The sequence below is a fragment of the Ruegeria sp. BF6 genome (assembly GCF_056538665.1).
Genome location: NZ_JBQFTN010000010.1, coordinates 72,816 through 88,101, shown reverse-complemented (window position 1 = coordinate 88,101; position 15,286 = coordinate 72,816). Strand labels below are relative to the sequence as shown.

Annotated in this window: 13 protein-coding genes and 1 pseudogene; 4 read left to right on the top strand and 10 right to left on the bottom strand. The window is 55.1% G+C overall.

Translation table 11 applies throughout. The features are described from left to right. Nucleotides 1-975 carry a membrane dipeptidase gene (locus ACR0IM_RS17940; RefSeq protein WP_480642690.1) on the bottom strand — a complete coding sequence of 325 codons (975 nt, stop codon included), beginning with the start codon at nucleotides 973-975 and terminating at the stop codon, nucleotides 1-3. Then, complete coding sequence (locus ACR0IM_RS17935; RefSeq protein WP_480682737.1) at nucleotides 975-2,474, bottom strand: aldehyde dehydrogenase family protein; 1,500 nt, start codon at nucleotides 2,472-2,474, stop codon at nucleotides 975-977. The genes ACR0IM_RS17940 and ACR0IM_RS17935 overlap by 1 nt, the downstream gene beginning before the upstream one ends. A 45-nt stretch (nucleotides 2,475-2,519) precedes the next feature. Between ACR0IM_RS17935 and ACR0IM_RS17930 the strand changes: the two genes are divergently transcribed. Next, nucleotides 2,520-3,392, top strand: a complete 873-nt coding sequence (locus ACR0IM_RS17930) for a LysR family transcriptional regulator (RefSeq protein WP_480642619.1) — start codon at nucleotides 2,520-2,522, stop codon at nucleotides 3,390-3,392. A 137-nt stretch (nucleotides 3,393-3,529) separates the two neighbouring features. Here ACR0IM_RS17930 and ACR0IM_RS17925 read toward each other — a convergent pair whose 3' ends face one another. The 3 genes from ACR0IM_RS17925 to ACR0IM_RS17915 all read right to left on the bottom strand — a co-directional run bounded on the left by ACR0IM_RS17925 (nucleotide 3,530) and on the right by ACR0IM_RS17915 (nucleotide 7,869). Further along, nucleotides 3,530-4,528, bottom strand: a complete 999-nt coding sequence (locus tag ACR0IM_RS17925) for an isopenicillin N synthase family dioxygenase (protein ID WP_480642620.1) — start codon at nucleotides 4,526-4,528, stop codon at nucleotides 3,530-3,532. A 492-nt stretch (nucleotides 4,529-5,020) separates the two neighbouring features. Then, nucleotides 5,021-6,835 (bottom strand): ATP-binding protein, encoded by a 1,815-nt coding sequence (locus tag ACR0IM_RS17920; RefSeq protein ID WP_480682736.1) that lies wholly within the window; start codon nucleotides 6,833-6,835, stop codon nucleotides 5,021-5,023. 326 nt (nucleotides 6,836-7,161) lie between these two features. Further along, on the bottom strand, nucleotides 7,162-7,869 hold the full coding sequence (locus tag ACR0IM_RS17915) for a response regulator transcription factor (protein WP_480594968.1): 708 nt from the start codon (nucleotides 7,867-7,869) through the stop codon (nucleotides 7,162-7,164). Nucleotides 7,870-8,088: 219 nt separating this feature from the next. On the opposite strand from ACR0IM_RS17915, the gene ACR0IM_RS17910 reads away from it, so the two are divergent. Beyond that, entirely contained in the window at nucleotides 8,089-8,817 is a 729-nt protein-coding gene (locus tag ACR0IM_RS17910; RefSeq protein WP_480642625.1) for an adenylate/guanylate cyclase domain-containing protein, read from the top strand. A gap of 131 nt (nucleotides 8,818-8,948) precedes the next feature. Here ACR0IM_RS17910 and ACR0IM_RS17905 read toward each other — a convergent pair whose 3' ends face one another. Beyond that, the gene (locus ACR0IM_RS17905) at nucleotides 8,949-9,677 is read right to left on the bottom strand and encodes a DUF5765 domain-containing protein (RefSeq protein WP_480642626.1); all 729 of its coding nucleotides are present in this window, start codon (nucleotides 9,675-9,677) and stop codon (nucleotides 8,949-8,951) included. A 112-nt stretch (nucleotides 9,678-9,789) separates the two neighbouring features. Between ACR0IM_RS17905 and ACR0IM_RS17900 the strand changes: the two genes are divergently transcribed. Together ACR0IM_RS17900 and ACR0IM_RS17895 are read left to right on the top strand one after the other, a co-directional pair. Next, a complete protein-coding gene (locus ACR0IM_RS17900) occupies nucleotides 9,790-10,611 on the top strand; it encodes a class I SAM-dependent methyltransferase (RefSeq protein WP_480642628.1) in 822 nt (273 codons plus the stop codon). A 140-nt stretch (nucleotides 10,612-10,751) separates the two neighbouring features. Further along, entirely contained in the window at nucleotides 10,752-11,762 is a 1,011-nt protein-coding gene (locus ACR0IM_RS17895; RefSeq protein WP_480682735.1) for a fatty acid desaturase, read from the top strand. Nucleotides 11,763-12,052: 290 nt separating this feature from the next. Here the strand turns inward: ACR0IM_RS17895 and ACR0IM_RS17890 are convergent, their stop codons facing one another. The 4 genes and pseudogenes from ACR0IM_RS17890 to ACR0IM_RS17875 all read right to left on the bottom strand — a co-directional run bounded on the left by ACR0IM_RS17890 (nucleotide 12,053) and on the right by ACR0IM_RS17875 (nucleotide 15,272). Then, a complete protein-coding gene (locus tag ACR0IM_RS17890; protein WP_480656767.1) occupies nucleotides 12,053-12,310 on the bottom strand; it encodes a DUF6525 family protein in 258 nt (85 codons plus the stop codon). Continuing rightward, nucleotides 12,310-12,909 (bottom strand): annotated as a pseudogene (locus ACR0IM_RS17885) (DUF1826 domain-containing protein). The gene ACR0IM_RS17890 and the pseudogene ACR0IM_RS17885 overlap by 1 nt, the downstream one beginning before the upstream one ends. A 32-nt stretch (nucleotides 12,910-12,941) precedes the next feature. Beyond that, the gene (locus tag ACR0IM_RS17880; protein WP_480642633.1) at nucleotides 12,942-14,156 is read right to left on the bottom strand and encodes a GTP-binding protein; all 1,215 of its coding nucleotides are present in this window, start codon (nucleotides 14,154-14,156) and stop codon (nucleotides 12,942-12,944) included. A gap of 3 nt (nucleotides 14,157-14,159) precedes the next feature. Then, nucleotides 14,160-15,272, bottom strand: coding sequence for a CobW family GTP-binding protein (locus ACR0IM_RS17875; RefSeq protein WP_480682734.1), 1,113 nt, complete (start codon nucleotides 15,270-15,272; stop codon nucleotides 14,160-14,162). Between the last annotated feature and the right edge of the window lie 14 nt (nucleotides 15,273-15,286).

Below are 15,286 nucleotides of genomic sequence, written 5' to 3'. Positions count from 1 at the left end.
CTACCCCCGGGCAACGAAGTTCTCGGCAAAGAACCTGTACCAGTTTCCTCCCATTATCCCGACCACTTCGTCATCGTTCAGGCCGGTCGCGCGCAACCCTTGTTCGATATTTCCAAAGTCGCGGTTGTCCCGAAACCAGGCTGGCATCGCAGGGAAGCCCGGATTACTTGCCGAGCCTTCGCCATAGTCGATCTGTTTAGACCAACGCCCAACCCGCATCCATTCGACCACGCTGTCGGGCTGATCCTGACACAAATCCGTGCCGATCCCGAGGTGCTCTGCGCCGTATTTATCCGCTGTGCGGGCGATCATCTCGCAAAAGCTGTCCAATGTGCAGTCCGACTTGTCTTTCAGGTGATGAGGGTAGACCGAAAATCCCAACATCCCACCGTTTTCCGTCACCGCCCGGATCACATCGTCACGCTTGTTGCGCAGGGCGGGCGACCATTCGTGCGGGTTTGCGTGGGTGATGGCGATCGGACGCTCGGAAAGCTCGGCGGCTTCAATAGTGGACCGGTCGGCCGAGTGGCTCATGTCCACCACAAGCCCGACCCGGTTCATTTCTCTGATGACCTGACGGCCCATGCGGGTGATGCCGGTATCTTCGGCCTCATAACAGCCCGTGGCCAGCAGGGACTGGTTGTTGTAGGTCAGTTGCATGAACCGTGCGCCCAGAGTGTGCACGATTTCGACCAACCCGATATCGTCCTCGATGGGAGACGGGTTCTGGAAGCCAAAGAACACGGCCGTACGCCCGGCTTCCCGAGCCTTGTCTATGTCGCTGGCCCACAACCCTTTCATGATCAGATCGGGGTATTGCTCGAACCATCGGTTCCATTTTTCAAAGTTCAGGACGGTTTCGCGGAAATTCTCATGATAGGCGATGGTGACGTGGATTGCGTCCACGCCGCCTTCGCGCAATTGCCGAAAGATCTTCTCGGACCAATTGGTGTATTGCAGCCCGTCGATCCGCATCAAATCGGCTTTCCAGCGCTGATATAAGCGGTTTTGACCGTCGTGTAGAACTCGGCTGCGGCCTTACCCTGTTCACGCGGGCCGTATGAGCTGTCGCCGCGTCCGCCAAAGGGCACGTGATAATCAGTACCTGCGGTGGGAAGGTTCACGGTCACGACACCGGTGCGCGCGTTGCGGCGGAAATGCGTGGCGCGGGCCAGGTTCTGAGTGACGATGCCTGAGGTCAGGCCGAAATTGGTGTCGTTGACGGTGGCCAGAGCCTCGTCATAGCTGCCGACCTTGATGACCGAGGTCAGCGGTGCGAACATCTCTTCGCGGTTGATGCGCATGTCATTGGTGGTGTTCAGGAACACACCTGGGCTCATGTAATAGCCATCCTGAGGCATCTCCAATCGCTGGCCGCCGCAGGCCAGTTCGGCCCCTTCGGACTTGCCGAGATCGACATAAGCCAGGTTTTCAGCCAGCTGCTGTGCGCTGACCACCGGACCCATCTGGGTGCCCTCTGCCAGCGCGTGGCCGACTTTCATCGCCTGCGCACCGGCCACCAGTTTTTCGACAAAGGCATCGTGCACGGCGGCATGAACCACCAGCCGTGATGACGCGGTACATTTCTGACCGGTCCCCCCGAACGCACCCCCCAACGCCAGAGAGACAGCAAGGTCGAGATCGGCATCGTCCATGACAGCCAGCGCATTTTTCGATCCCATTTCCATCTGCACCTTGGTCACGTTCTGAATGGCAGCCGCAGCAATGCCCTTGCCAACCGGGACGGACCCGGTGAACGAGATGGCATTGACCTTGGGGCTTTCGACCAGCCGCTGTCCGATCGACCGACCCGATCCCATGACAAGGCTGAACAGACCCTTGGGGATGTCCTGACGGCTGATGATCTCGGTCAGGGCGACGGCCGACGCCGGCGTGATGTTGGCGGGTTTCCAGACCACCGCATTGCCGTAGCACAGCGCCGGAGCGATTTTCCACGATGCTGTGGCTGTGGGAAAATTCCATGGGCTGATGACGGCAACAACACCGACCGCCTCGCGGCGCACGTCGATTTCGATATCCGGGCGCACTGAATCCGCGTTCTCGCCGATTTGGCGCAAACACTCGGCAGCATAGTAGGTGAAGAACTGCCCGGCGCGGTAAACTTCGCCTTTGCCTTCTGCAAGAGGTTTACCCTCTTCCCGGCTAAGCAGGGTGCCAAGCTCCTCGGCGCGGGTCATCAGTTCGGTGCCTATGTTCATCAGCACCGTCTGTTTGCGCTCGAGTCCATAGGCGGCCCACTCTGCCTGCGCGACACGGGCCTGATCCAACGTCGCCTCAAGCTGATCCGCACTGGCCTGGGCGAAATGACCGATCAGGTCGCTCAGATCAGAAGGATTGCGGTTTTCGATCTCGCTTTCGCCGGCCAGCCACTCGCCGGCGATCAGGTTCAGTTTAGTCACAACAGGCCCCACGTCATAATTGGTCGGGCCGAGAATGGACTCCGCAATCCACATCAGTCAAACTCAAACAATTGAATGAAAATTCAGGAAACTTGAAGTATGGCCATCAAGATCGAAATGCTGCGCTGCTTTTGTACTGTTGCGCAAACGGGCAACCTGACCGAGGCGGCAGACCGTCTGGGTCGCACTCAATCGGCCGTGTCGATGACACTAAAGCAACTCGAGAGCCATTTGGGCAAAAAGCTGTTTGAAGGAGAACGAAAGACCCATCTGTCCGCACTGGGAGAGCAGGTGTTCGAATTGTCCTTGAAGCAGGTTCGCCAGTTTGATCAGACGGTGCAGTCGATCGAGGCGGCTGCGGATGCCACCCACGGCCTGATGCGCATCGTGTCGGTTCCATCGGTCGCCGCGTTGGTCTTTCCTTCGGTGCTTGAACATATGACCCACCGCTTTCCCGGGCTGAGGGTCGAATTGCGCGATACGGATACGCAACAGGTGCTGGATTCGCTTGTGGACGGCAAGGCAGACATCGGAATTGCTTCGGGCTTTCATCCGTTGAAAGGGATCAAGGCCATTCCCCTGTTCGAGGATCAATTCGGGCTAGTTTGCGCGTCTGACCATCCGCTTATCACTAGCGCTACGCCGCCGACCCTGGATGATGTGATGGCGGCTGCGTTTGTTCGGAATGCCCTGTGTGATCTTATCCAGACGCCGAAATTTGTCGATGCGATCACGGATGCCGATGTCACCATTCACAACACGCATTCGCTTATTACCATGGTCAGAACCGGGAAGTGGGTGACCGTGCTCCCCCAGACTGTCGCGCGTTTTATTCCCGAAACCACCGCTTTTCGCGCCCTGCCGGACCTTCCCGACAAACGGCAGGTCTATTTGTACGTTAAGGAGAAACCCCGGTTCCAGGAACTGACGGATGAGTGCAGCGCTTTCATTTTGAGCAGAAATCTGGTCTGAGGCGATTAATGAAATATCGGAATTCTGTGGTTTGCCAGATTCGCGGTCGATTATGTCGCAGGAACTGAAATAAGGTGAAGGCCGGAACATCGGGTAATTATTTAAGCTTCTGAACCCCGCCTATTCCGGCCATCTGCTTAAACAGCTTCTTTCAGATGGGCGTAGCTGGCCGCGAAACGTCCGAACTTATGTGCTCCGCACGTGACGCTTTCATAGCGGCGCGGGTTGTCCTCAGAGATGCACGAGTCCAGGGGCGTGAACACCGCTTCATAGTCGGCATCAATGAAGAATGGGATCGAATAACGTTCACGACCCGAGGTGTTGATGACGCGGTGCATGTTGGCCAGATAGACATCATTGGTCAGACGCTGGATCAGGTCTCCGATATTGATCACGAAGGTCCCGGAGATCGGAGACCCTTCGACCCAATTGCCTTCGCGGTTCATCACCTGAAGACCGCCAACATCATCCTGCGCCAGAATGGTCAAGTTGCCATAATCGGTATGCGCGCCGATGCCGATGATCTTTTCATCTATCATGCCGTTTTGCGGTGGGTAGTGCAGCAGACGCTGAATACTGATCGGGCTTTTCATCAGGTTTTCGAAGTGGGTTTCAGGCAGGCACAAACTCAGCGCGACGCCACCCAGTAGCTGTTTGGACAGTGTGACCATTTTCTGGTGATAGCTGTAAACCAAGTCCTGAAATTCGGGCAGCCGGTCCGTCCATTGATTGGGTCCGAAAAACGGGCCCTCCAAAGCTTCACACTCGGGCCCGATATCAAAACACTCTTTCAGGTCTTTGGTCTTGGTCGGATCGGTGTTTTCTCCATAGGGTTCGATATAGCCGCGCAGCGCCACGTCAGAGTTGCTGACATGCAGCTTCATCTTGTCTTTCATCGGCAGATTGAAGAAACGGCGGGTGACGTCGAAGACCTGATCGACGAAATCCTGCGCGACGCCGTGGTTCTTTACATACATGAAGCCGGTGTTCGACAGTGCCCAGCGAATTTCCTTTGCCACTTTCAGTTTGTCGCTGCCGTCCAGCAGCGGAGCTACGTCGATTATGGGAAGTTTGTCGAAGGATTCACGCTTTGCGCGCAACTTGTCATCCAGTTGCGCAACGAGGTCTTGTGCCATTGGGGTTTTCCGTCCTGAGAAAGGCCTGATTGCAAGCGCAACCTGACAGGGCTTGCCCCTTTTTCAATATTTCAAAATTTCAGAGACGAATGAACTGAGATCAACTGATGGCTTTGTGTTTGGTCGCTTTCATGGGTCCAAAGGTGCATTCGAAAGCTCAAAATGACCTGAAATCATGGTAATTATTGCGAGGATTGTCAGGATTGTATGCCTGGGAAGGAGTCGAATATTTTTTAACGCTTTAGTATGGAGCATCCGAATCTCCGGCCTAAAGCCTGATTTTTCTTGTTGGGTTCGTTGTGCTCCCCATTTATCGGGCTTGCGGAGCGTCTCCTTTGACGACAGTTTTGGTGAAGGCCCTGTAGAACCACCGTGACGCTGACCCGACCCCTGTTCGTCGGTCTGGACGCGTTCAAGCGATGCTTCGCAAAACTGATGTAGGGCGGGGCTCTATGCCCGAACGGAAGAAGGTTGGCTGTCTGTGCGCAACAGTCAAGCTGTTCGCTTTTTAAGGCTCTTTAGCACGGCCCCACATGAATCGATCAGTTCCTTCAACTCGACGCCATAGTTTTCAGTTCCGCTTTGCAAAAGCGTCTCGACAGATTTTGCCATGTTCGCAAGTTCAGTTTCACCAAAGCTCGACACACTGCCGTAAACTCGGTGAACCAGAAACTCAATCCGATCCCGATCACCCTGTTTCTGCGCTTTCTCGAGTTGCGAGTGGCACTCTTCCAATGACTCACTGAACGCCAGAAAGACTTGCTCCATTTCTTCACCGCTCAAGAACTTGCTGAGGCGCGCCTTGGTGACTTCTGACTGAGAGGACACGTATGGCGCGTCCGAGGGGTGTTTCTCGATCGACGTCCGGATCGCGCCGTACAGAACACGTTCATCCAACGGCTTGGAGACGACCGCGTCGAAGCCTGCTGCCGTATATTCATCAAGATCTTCGGGCATTACGTTTGCAGTGACTGCTATGGTCGCGATCGTCTTGTCGGGCCGCTTGACCTTTGCAATTCCTTTAAGGTCGCGCGCCAATTGAACGCCTGTCGTATCTGGAAGACGGATATCTGTCAGGATGCAATCAACCTTGTCTGGTCTGAACACCTCTTTCGCGTCACGGCCATTTGCCGCTGCAGTGACTTCATGTCCGTCTCGCTCCAGCAGACTCTTGAGGATTTCCATACTGGTGGGGTCGTCCTCGACAATCAGCACGTTCTGCTGTGAACCCACCGTAACGGCCATCCCCGCTGCCTCGGATTGAGGCGACGGGGCTGGTGCGGCCTGAAACGGCACTTCCACCCGGAAAACTGTTCCTTCGCCGAGGCTGCTTTTCACGGTGACCTGCCCTTCCAGTGAGGACACAAGTCCGCGCACGATCGAAAGCCCCAGCCCGGTTCCCCCAATTTTGCGGGAATCAATGTTTGACGCTTGCGTGAACGGTTCAAAAATACTGGCAACCTGATCCTCGGGCACACCGATCCCGGTGTCGCTGACGGTGAAGGCCACGGACTGTTTTGATTGCTCAAACGACAAGGTCACCGAACCCTCTTGGGTGAATTTCACCGCATTTCCAAGCAGGTTCAGCAAGATGTGTCTCAGGTGACCACTATTTCCGCTAAGATAAACGCCATCGTCGAACTGAGGGATGATCAGTTGCAGGTTTTTGGAACGGGCCAGGGGGCGAAGTACGGCCTCCAGATCCTGAAGGATTTCAGACAGGTTGAAAGTTTGATATTCGAGGTCTTCGGCTTTTTCTTCCAGCCTTGCGATGTTCAGAACGTCATCGATGAGGTTTCTCATCGCAAGGCTGGAGCGTTCGATTTCATCCAGTCTCTGATCCAGCGATGCGCGGTCTTGCGGCATCAGTTTGATCAGCCGGATATTCCCGACGATGCCGTTCAGCGGTGTGCGCAGCTCGTGGCTTGCGGTTGCGAGAAACTGCGATTTTGCTTCATTCGCTTTCTCCGCGTCGTTGCGCGCTTTTTCAAGATAGACGCTTTGAACAAAGTTTGCCCGTAACGTCCTTTCCGAAAAAAACTTTGCATACAGGCCGATCAGAACCACTGAGCAAAGAACAAAGGAAGGACCGATCCAGGTGTCGATGCCATTGCTGGCGCCGGAATTATCAAACACCAGATAATAGGATACCGGGACAAAAAGCAGAAGCTGCAGCGCTGCCGAATGGGAAAACACAAAAGGCAGGAAAACAGTGCCGGCCAAGCTGATCAGCGCAAAGCGATACAGGAAATCTTTCGATTCATGGTCGCCCGAAAACGCAAAGGCAGCCCAGATAACGAGGTACATCAAAGACCATCCCGTTGAAATTATGACGGGTAATGTGCGCGCGGGAAGTTTGTGGGAGAAAAAGAAAAGCCCAAAGATGAAAGAGATGATGAAAAGCCTGGCGCCCCAGACCGCCAGATCCTGTCCAGAGAATGCGCGCGTATGTAGGACAAAGACCTCCAGAAAGGCGAAAACGACATAGAAAGACGCCCCGAACAACAAGGCCGTCCTGAATTGACCGCGCGTGGATTCGAAATACCACTCGCGGTATTTGCCCTCGACAGTCTTATCAACGAAGTTCTGGGTAAGCGCGTTGATAGGCTCGTCATATATGTAGGCGCGCGGGATCAACTTCGCACCAGCCCCAGCCGATAGCCGACACCATGGACAGTTGAGATGATTTTGGGTCCATCACGCCCGCTCGACAGCTTTTTCCGAATTTTCGCCACCAATGCGTCGATTGTGCGCTCACCGGCATCATGATCCGGCGACAGAGCAACAGCGTCCAGTAGGACCGCGCGGGACAACACGCGACCGTTTGCATTGACAATAGCCATCAGCACATCAAATTCAGCGCGGGTGAACGGGGTCGTTTCCAGCTGTTCGTTCCATACTTGTCGGGTGTCGAGGTCAATTTCCACTTCGCCAAGGCGCACCCGGGTTTCCCGGCGAGGAGCCGACGCATGGGCGTTCGTCCGGCGAAGAACCGCGTTGATGCGCGACAAAAGCTCATCAGGATCAAAAGGCTTGGTGAGGTAATCGTCGCCCCCGATGTCCAGCCCGCTGATCTTGTCACTGGCGCTGTCTCTGGAGGAGACAAAAATGATGGGCGGCAGCGCCGATTTCGCCCGCATCGAACGCGCCAGCACCAAGCCGTCTTCGTCCGGCAGCCCCAGATCAAGCAGCGCAATATCCACGGATTTCGAGGCGAGGATCGCGCGGGCATCCGCGACATTGGACGCCTGAAGGACGCTGAAATGAGGCTTGAGAAGCGCAGACGTCAAAGCGAGCAATGACGGATCATCTTCTACCAACAATACATTCAGCTTTTTCAAGGTTCAGTCCTCAACACTATGTTTCGATACGCGATTTCACATGGATGGGTGTCGCGGCCCGCAGTGCTCTAACCTCTTTTTGGAATATGTATCCGGTGAGGCACAAGCCTAGCGTGCGCTAAACCAGCCGCTGTTAACACTTCATTAACATTTGCGTCGCGGCTTGTTGACAATATGCAAGTAGCCTGCGGTGCAAATACTTTATTTTGTGGTGCACAAATGCTGAACACTTCGTTTTCAATTATTGAGCCTGTTGACTACCCCGAGATGCCCGAGCCGTTAAGCCCCTGGAAGAACCTTGGTTCTTTGGGTGTCGTGGATATGAACCGAGACGATCAGTCGGTCGTAAAAAGATTTCCGACCCAGCCCGGCAAGACCCCGTCTGACCAAGGCAACCTGATCGACCAGACCTTTGAAGAAAACATCTCGCTTTGCTCTGGTGACAGTGAAAACGACAGTCTTCTGATCACGATCATGATGACAGACGTAGTGAACTCGACCGAAATTATCGCACGCCTTGGTGATGCAAAATGGCGGGACATCATGGACTGCCTTGATGCGGCCGCGATCCGGACTGTTGCCCAGCACGATGGCTCGCTTATCAAACTGATGGGGGATGGGTTGCTGGCGGCATTCCCACGACCCAGCGCTGCGATTGCCTGTGCCCGGGCGTTTCAGGCTGCGGCAAGTAAATCCGGCCTCAAGATCCGCACCGGGATTCACGCTGGAGAATGCTTGCGAACAGTTAACGACGTGACGGGGATCGCGATTGCAATTACGGCCCGTGTCCTGAGCCTCACGCCGGGCGGGCATGTCTGGGTTTCCAGCACCGTACGTGATCTGGTTCTTGGGTCTGGTCTGGATTTCACCAAAATGGGGTCAAGGCCACTGAAGGGGCTGTCGGAAGAGTGGGTTCTTTATCAACTGGTTGAGGAAGACACGGCATAGCGCCGCGTCAGTTTGTGTTTTCGACTCTCAAAAGCTCAAGGGGGTCTGAATGTTCGGCGAAGAACCCATTCAGGTCGCAAGCATGATGAGGGAAGAAATGGTGATGCGCGGGTGAACGGGTTGTTCGGTTTCTAGAGTGTTCTTTTATATCTACCGTTCACCCTGCGCAGCACATCCCATATCGGCCACGATTTCACGAACAGGAATTCCCGTAGCGGCGTGAAGACAATTATCATTACAATTCCAAGTGAGAACAGACACCAAATGGCGGGCATTTCCGTTGGGCTGGATGCTGTTGCCCAGGCTAGCGTCGGTCCGATCAACAGCTGAAAGCCTGCTACTTTCCACGCGCCCAACAGGGCCGGAAGTATGAACATCACGGTGAAGTAAACCGGGAAATTCAAATCATATTGCCGCCCGAGTATCGTGGCAGGCAGACGTTCACCCAGGTCATTCAGCGGTAAATGCCAGCCGATATGCCAGCTTTCCTTCTTCACGCACAGATGGTCGCTGCACAAAAGCCGACCAGGTCTGCACGCGCCGGCCCATTCGAAGGGGTAGATTTGTATCAGCAGATACGCCCCGGTCAGTGCACCTATGCCCAGAACAACCGGCATGACTATCCGGCGTACGTCGCTGGGGATGAAATAAAGCGCCAGGATACAGGTAAACAATGGCTGAAACGCTATGTGCAAATAAGCCAGCAATGTTGCAACCTGGTTCTGGGGCAGGGCACATTGGCCTTCCACCGAATAGGAGTACCCCTGTAGCACCTCGATCGCAGTAAAATACACCAGCGGAGTCCAGAGCAAAGCGCTGTCGCCCTGACGTATTGCTTTTACTGTGGCGACGACCCCCACGGCGGCGATCGTATAAGAAGCTGGCCCACTCCAACACATTGTTCTATCAATTTCCGAAACTTACCATGTCGGGATCAGTATGCATTCGTTGAACCGCCGAGAAAGGCCTTTTTTGATCGACGAGGTTCTGGATGATTTCGCAAGGTTTGATTTTCCGCTGAAAGACATCTGGCTTAGCGCCGCCCGGTTTCATTTCCAAAACCTCGACCCTGAGATTTCAGCTCTGCCGCAGGGCGCGCGTGCGCTAGAAGTCGGTTGCGGTGCCGGAATACTGCTGACGTTATTGGCGCAAAGGCACCCAAATGTCAGCCTGGAAGGAATCGAACCTTTTGCCGAAGGTTTTGAGGCGATGGAAGGTGTGCTGCAACATGCCCAGGGGTTGGGGGCCAAGATATATCGCTCGACCTACGAGGATTATAACGCCTCACACGCGTATGATCTGGTCTATCTGGTCAATGTGCTGGAGCATCTTCCGGACTGGAGGCACTTTCTGGGTACATTGCCGCGACTTCTGAAGCCCAAAGGGCGATGCGTCGTGCTGTGTCCCAACTATGGGTTCCCCTACGAGCCGCATTTCAACATCCCCATTGTCGGCTCAAAGGTGACCACCGGGCGACTGTTCCGGCGGCGAATTGACTGGGTTGAAGACACCTATGGGGTACATGGTCTGTGGAACAGTCTGAACTTTGTCCGACTGTCCGAAATCAAGCGGTATCTGGCCGCGTCCCAGCTGAATTTACGTGTGCGGCACGAGATAACGGACCGGATGATTGACCGGTTCAACACCGATCCTGTGTTTCAAAAACACATCGGAGTGTTCAACAGGGTTGGGCGCGCAGCTAAGGCACTTGGTCTAACGCAAGCGTTTCGCCTTGGGCCTTTTGAGAACATTCAACCTTACATGTTTCTGGAGTTTTCCCGCGTATCCCAGTGACATCAGGTCCTGTCCGCGCGATCATCGTACCAAGTCAGGTTGTGTTACCAGGCAATCGATAGGCGGCCCAACCCTTGCTAAGGTCAGGTTGTTGATGGCACAGTGCTTTCAAATTAGCAGATTTTGTCCAGCGACTAAGTATGAACTCGATCAAAGTTCCGCGCGAGTTTGCACGAGCAGACGATCGGTCGGCCTGCAAAGCTTTGGCGATCAGTGTGATTATCGTCGCGCTTGGGTTGGGTGTCCCCGCCGTCTTTGCTGGATCCTGGTTGGCACTGATTGGCGGCGCGCTTCTCTTCGGCGCAGGGATTCTGCGGCTTTACTCAATCCAGCATGATTGTGGGCATTACAGCTATTTCTCGGATCGAAAGCTGAACGACCTTCTCGGCAACGGTCTGTCTATTTTTTCGGGAATTGCGCACAGTGTTCTGAGGTACAATCACAATCTACACCACCTGCACCTTGGTGATCTGGAACACCGGGATGTCCACGAGGTTTTTGTAATGACACTGCGCGAATATGAGTCCGCGCCCGTTTCCAGAAAACTGTTCTATCGCATCTACAGGCATCCGATCACATTGTTCCTTCTGGGGCCACTGCTGATCTACTTTGTGCAGTATCGCTGGCCCAGAAATACGCTGAAAGTCAGTGTTCGGGATGTTTTGCTTCAGAATATCGCAATGTTTGGGTTCTGGTTTCTGGTGATCACGTTTCTGGGGTGGTGGGCGTTTTTTGCCCTGATCCTTGGGAGCGTCTTTGCGGGCAGCTTTGGGATTTTTGTCGTCTATGTTGGTCACAATTTCGAAGAAACCTATTGGCGGGATACAGGCGAAAAAAACGCTCAGGCCGCGGCGTTGAATGGCGCAAGTTCTCTTCGTCTGGGAGTTCTTGTTGACTTTGTACTCTTGAATTTTGGGTTTCACGATCTGCATCACTACAATGCAAAGATCCCGTGCTATCGCCTGAAGGAATGTAACGCAGCGATAGCCGAAGATTGGAACAGCGCGGCTATTGGTGTGAAAGACTCTTTGGAATGCCTGCGGTGGCGGCTATGGGATGAAGATGCGAACAGAATGATACCGTTTCCGCAGTCTTTCCGACACGACATCCGCTTTGGATTGGTCAATTCAAAGGAGTCACGTCAGAGGTAATTTCAGCAAATTTGTTTGGCGCCCATCAAGTCCAGGGTGCTAATCATTTGCAACGACACATTGGGCAAAAAGCTCCTGCAGGCATCGACGATCCGTGCCCCTGTGGTGGCAATGACAATGGCCGCATACCTGCCGGTATTGATAAATGTATCACCCGGGCAAGGCCAAGATCACTTTGGCGCGGTAGGAAACCGCAGGATTCATCAAGCACATACTGACCATCGCCGCACCATTTGCCCGATCCGCCTGAGGGTAAACTGGCGACAGGCCCCATACTCATCCGGTGGTGATCACATGACCGCAGTTGTTACCGTGTCTTTCGCTAACTGCACAGACTCAAGGCGTCTCAACTCCTCCAGCGCGTGTCTTTGGTCACCCGTCCGAGCCAGCGCATTGTTGTAGGCCCGAAGAACTGAGCGTGGACGCCAGGGCAGGGCGGCTTGCGCCACCCACGCGCGTAAAACTGGGGGAAGGCGGTCGAATTCGCGCATTGGGTCCTCTCGGCGGCGCCGTTTCCTGAGGTTTGTCTTACCAAGATTGCGGCCCATCATTCGGCCTCGTCGATGTCAAAAATTGGATCCAGCACAAGAATAAGGCGCGTTTCACTCGTACCCGCGATCGGTGGTGAGCGATGCACCAGACCGACGGGTGGATCCTGCGGCCAGAGAGTACCGCGCATGATCATCGGCGCGCCGGTCGGGACAGTGAAAACCCGCATTGGGTCTGCGCCATCTGTCGAAATTCCGTATTGTGTGCCGGTGCCCCGCTAGGTGCAGATCAGGCGGGCATAGATTGCGTCAATGTGGAACTTCCGGCAGGCGTTGGTGGTGATCGCGTCCAGACGCAGGCGCAAAAAAGGCGCGCGCATTATCTTGGCAAAACGGGCAGCCAAATCAGAGATATCGTTTTCGAACCAGCTGCGTTCAGTCGTGTCTTGCATACCCGCAATGTCGCACAGATGTTGCACGGCACTTGATATTGCCTCCGGACGCAGGATGAGCCGTGCGCTGGGAAGTTGTGATGGGTCGAGCGCGTCGATCCATACCTGAAACTCGGTATCAGGCTGACGCCGCCAGATTGTCGCGGCGCATCTCGGCATTTCGATTTCTGCCAATCCTTCAGGGGTGTCTGCAACACCGACACCCACCGCCACATCTTTCAATTCTGTTCGGACAAAGTTCACGCGGCATCCTCCACCCGGCGCCAGAGCGGGAACGGGTCGGGCAGATCCATTGGAAGGGCGTCCGGTCCGGGTGCATCGTTCTTGGACAGCAAACAGGAATCGAGCCGGGACTTCAGCACCGGCCAATTGATACCCGCGCCGATGAAGACGATCTCTTGCCGCCGGTCGCCCCATGGCTGGCTCCAATGCTGTTTGATGTAGTCCAGCACCGATGGGTGGTCGGGCCACCGGCTATCCGGCACGGACGCCCACCAGGTGCCGATCGGTTGAACGCTCGACAGGGCGCCCGCGAGGGAGAACTCAGCCACCCATTCAGGCCGCGTCGCAATCCAGAAATGGCCCTTTGCACGGATCACACCGGGCAATTCGCCGTTGAGCATGGCCAGAATTTTCTCGGGCTCAAACGGCTGTCGTGCGCGGTAGACAAAGGACGAAACACCGTATTCCTCGGTTTCTGGAACATGGTCGTCGAAACCGTAGAGCTCTTTGGCCCACATTGGGTGCTGATGAGCCGCTTCGAAATCGAACAAGCCGGTGTCCAGAATGGCGTCGCTGTCGACGTCGGAATGGTTTGTTTCCAAGATAACGGCGTCCGCGTTCAGGCTGCGGATAATCTTGCGCGCGGCATCGGTTCGTTCCGCCCCGGCATCGTCAATCTTGTTGAGAATGACCACGTCTGCAAATTCGATCTGATCCGTCAGTAGGTGCACCAGAGTGCGCTCATCGCCTTCGCCCATTGTTTCGCCTCGGTCATGCAGGAAATCATGGCTGGAGAAGTCCTTGAGCAGGTTCACGGCATCAACGACCGTAACCATGGTGTCAAGGCGGGCGACATCCGAGAGGCTGTTGCCATCCTCGTCCCGGAAATCAAAGGTTGCAGCAACGGGCAGGGGTTCCGAGATGCCCGTGGACTCGATCAGCAGGTAGTCGAACCGGCCTTCAGCCGCCAGCCGACGTACTTCATTCAGCAGGTCATCGCGCAGGGTGCAGCAGATGCAGCCGTTCGACATCTCGACCAGCGTTTCATCGGTGCGGCTCAGCACGGTTTCGGCGCGCACCAGGTCAGCGTCGATATTCACTTCGGACATGTCGTTGACAATCACGGCAACGCGCCGGCCTTCGCGGTTGTTCAGCACACGGTTCAGCAGCGTGGTTTTTCCGGCCCCGAGGAAGCCGGACAGGACGGTGACGGGAAGACGGGTATCAGTCATGGCTCAGAAGTTTTCCTGCGTTGCGGTGTTGGATTGATGGGCGCGCAACATGTCGAGGCTACGCTGCAGTTCGGGATGGCTGAGATCACGGGCAATAACCACGATGCGCGAGCGGCGGTCATCCCCGATCCAGTTGTTCAGCGGAATGGGCGGGTCGAAGATGTTCTGCACGCCGTGAAACACGAATGGCACCTCGATGCCTTCTAGGAAGACAATGCCTTTCACGCGCAGAATGTCAGGGCCTTTCAGCGCAATCAGGGTGTCCAGCCAGTAGTCAAAAACAGAGTCCTTGATTGGCGCATCCAGAATGATCGAGGCGGAACTGATCCGGATATCATGAGGCGTCGGTGCAAACGCCACCGGCTTGGGCTTGGACAGCCCGGACAGGTTAGCAAATGAGTCTGCCTTGGGGTCGGCGTTCGGCGTCGTCCACAGGATTGCGTCTTCCTGAGCTACACCCTTGCGCAAGCCGCTCAGCCCCCATAGTTTTTTTGGATCGAATTGGCCAGCGATAGGGCACTCAACCCGGGCAGTGGGGTTGAGCGTATTCAATCGCTTGGAAAAGGTATCCGCCGCCGTCTTGGAAACAAGATCGGTTTTGCTGAGCAGGATCAGATCGGCCATCGCGACCTGTGAGACCGCTTCGAACTGCGCATCCAGAGTCTCGGGTCCATTGGCTGCATCGACGATGGTCACCAAGCCATCCATGCGGGTTGTGCGCCCCAGTTCGGGTTCAATCAATAGCGTCTGCAGGATGGGGCCGGGGTCAGCAAGACCCGTCGTTTCGATTACAATTCGTTCAAACTGAAGTAGCCCGTCGTCCCGCCGATCGATTAAATCTGCGATGGTTCCGGCCAGATCCCCCCGAATGGAACAGCACAGACAGCCGGATTGCATCAGGATGACCTCATCCTCAGTGGTTTCGATCAAATCATGGTCCAGCCCGGCCTCGCCGAATTCATTCACAATGACCGCGATTTTCTCGGAAGATGACTCTGATAGTACCGCGTTCAAGAGCGTTGTTTTCCCGGCACCCAGAAAGCCTGTCAGAACAGTGACGGGTAGCCGTCTGTCTTTCGTAAGGTCTACGTCTTGTGCGTCCTGGGAAATCACCATTCTCTCCTGTTTTC

Excerpts from the sequence above, each read along its gene's own strand:
- ACR0IM_RS17940 (WP_480642690.1), bottom strand. The coding sequence starts at position 975 with ATGCGGATCGACGGGCTGCAATACACCAATTGGTCCGAGAAGATCTTT.
- ACR0IM_RS17935 (WP_480682737.1), bottom strand. The coding sequence starts at position 2,474 with ATGTGGATTGCGGAGTCCATTCTCGGCCCGACCAATTATGACGTGGGG.
- ACR0IM_RS17930 (WP_480642619.1), top strand. The coding sequence starts at position 2,520 with ATGGCCATCAAGATCGAAATGCTGCGCTGCTTTTGTACTGTTGCGCAA.
- ACR0IM_RS17925 (WP_480642620.1), bottom strand. The coding sequence starts at position 4,528 with ATGGCACAAGACCTCGTTGCGCAACTGGATGACAAGTTGCGCGCAAAG.
- ACR0IM_RS17920 (WP_480682736.1), bottom strand. The coding sequence starts at position 6,835 with ATGTACCTCGTTATCTGGGCTGCCTTTGCGTTTTCGGGCGACCATGAA.
- ACR0IM_RS17910 (WP_480642625.1), top strand. The coding sequence starts at position 8,089 with ATGCTGAACACTTCGTTTTCAATTATTGAGCCTGTTGACTACCCCGAG.
- ACR0IM_RS17895 (WP_480682735.1), top strand. The coding sequence starts at position 10,752 with ATGAACTCGATCAAAGTTCCGCGCGAGTTTGCACGAGCAGACGATCGG.
- ACR0IM_RS17890 (WP_480656767.1), bottom strand. The coding sequence starts at position 12,310 with ATGGGCCGCAATCTTGGTAAGACAAACCTCAGGAAACGGCGCCGCCGA.
- ACR0IM_RS17880 (WP_480642633.1), bottom strand. The coding sequence starts at position 14,156 with ATGACTGATACCCGTCTTCCCGTCACCGTCCTGTCCGGCTTCCTCGGG.
- ACR0IM_RS17875 (WP_480682734.1), bottom strand. The coding sequence starts at position 15,272 with ATGGTGATTTCCCAGGACGCACAAGACGTAGACCTTACGAAAGACAGA.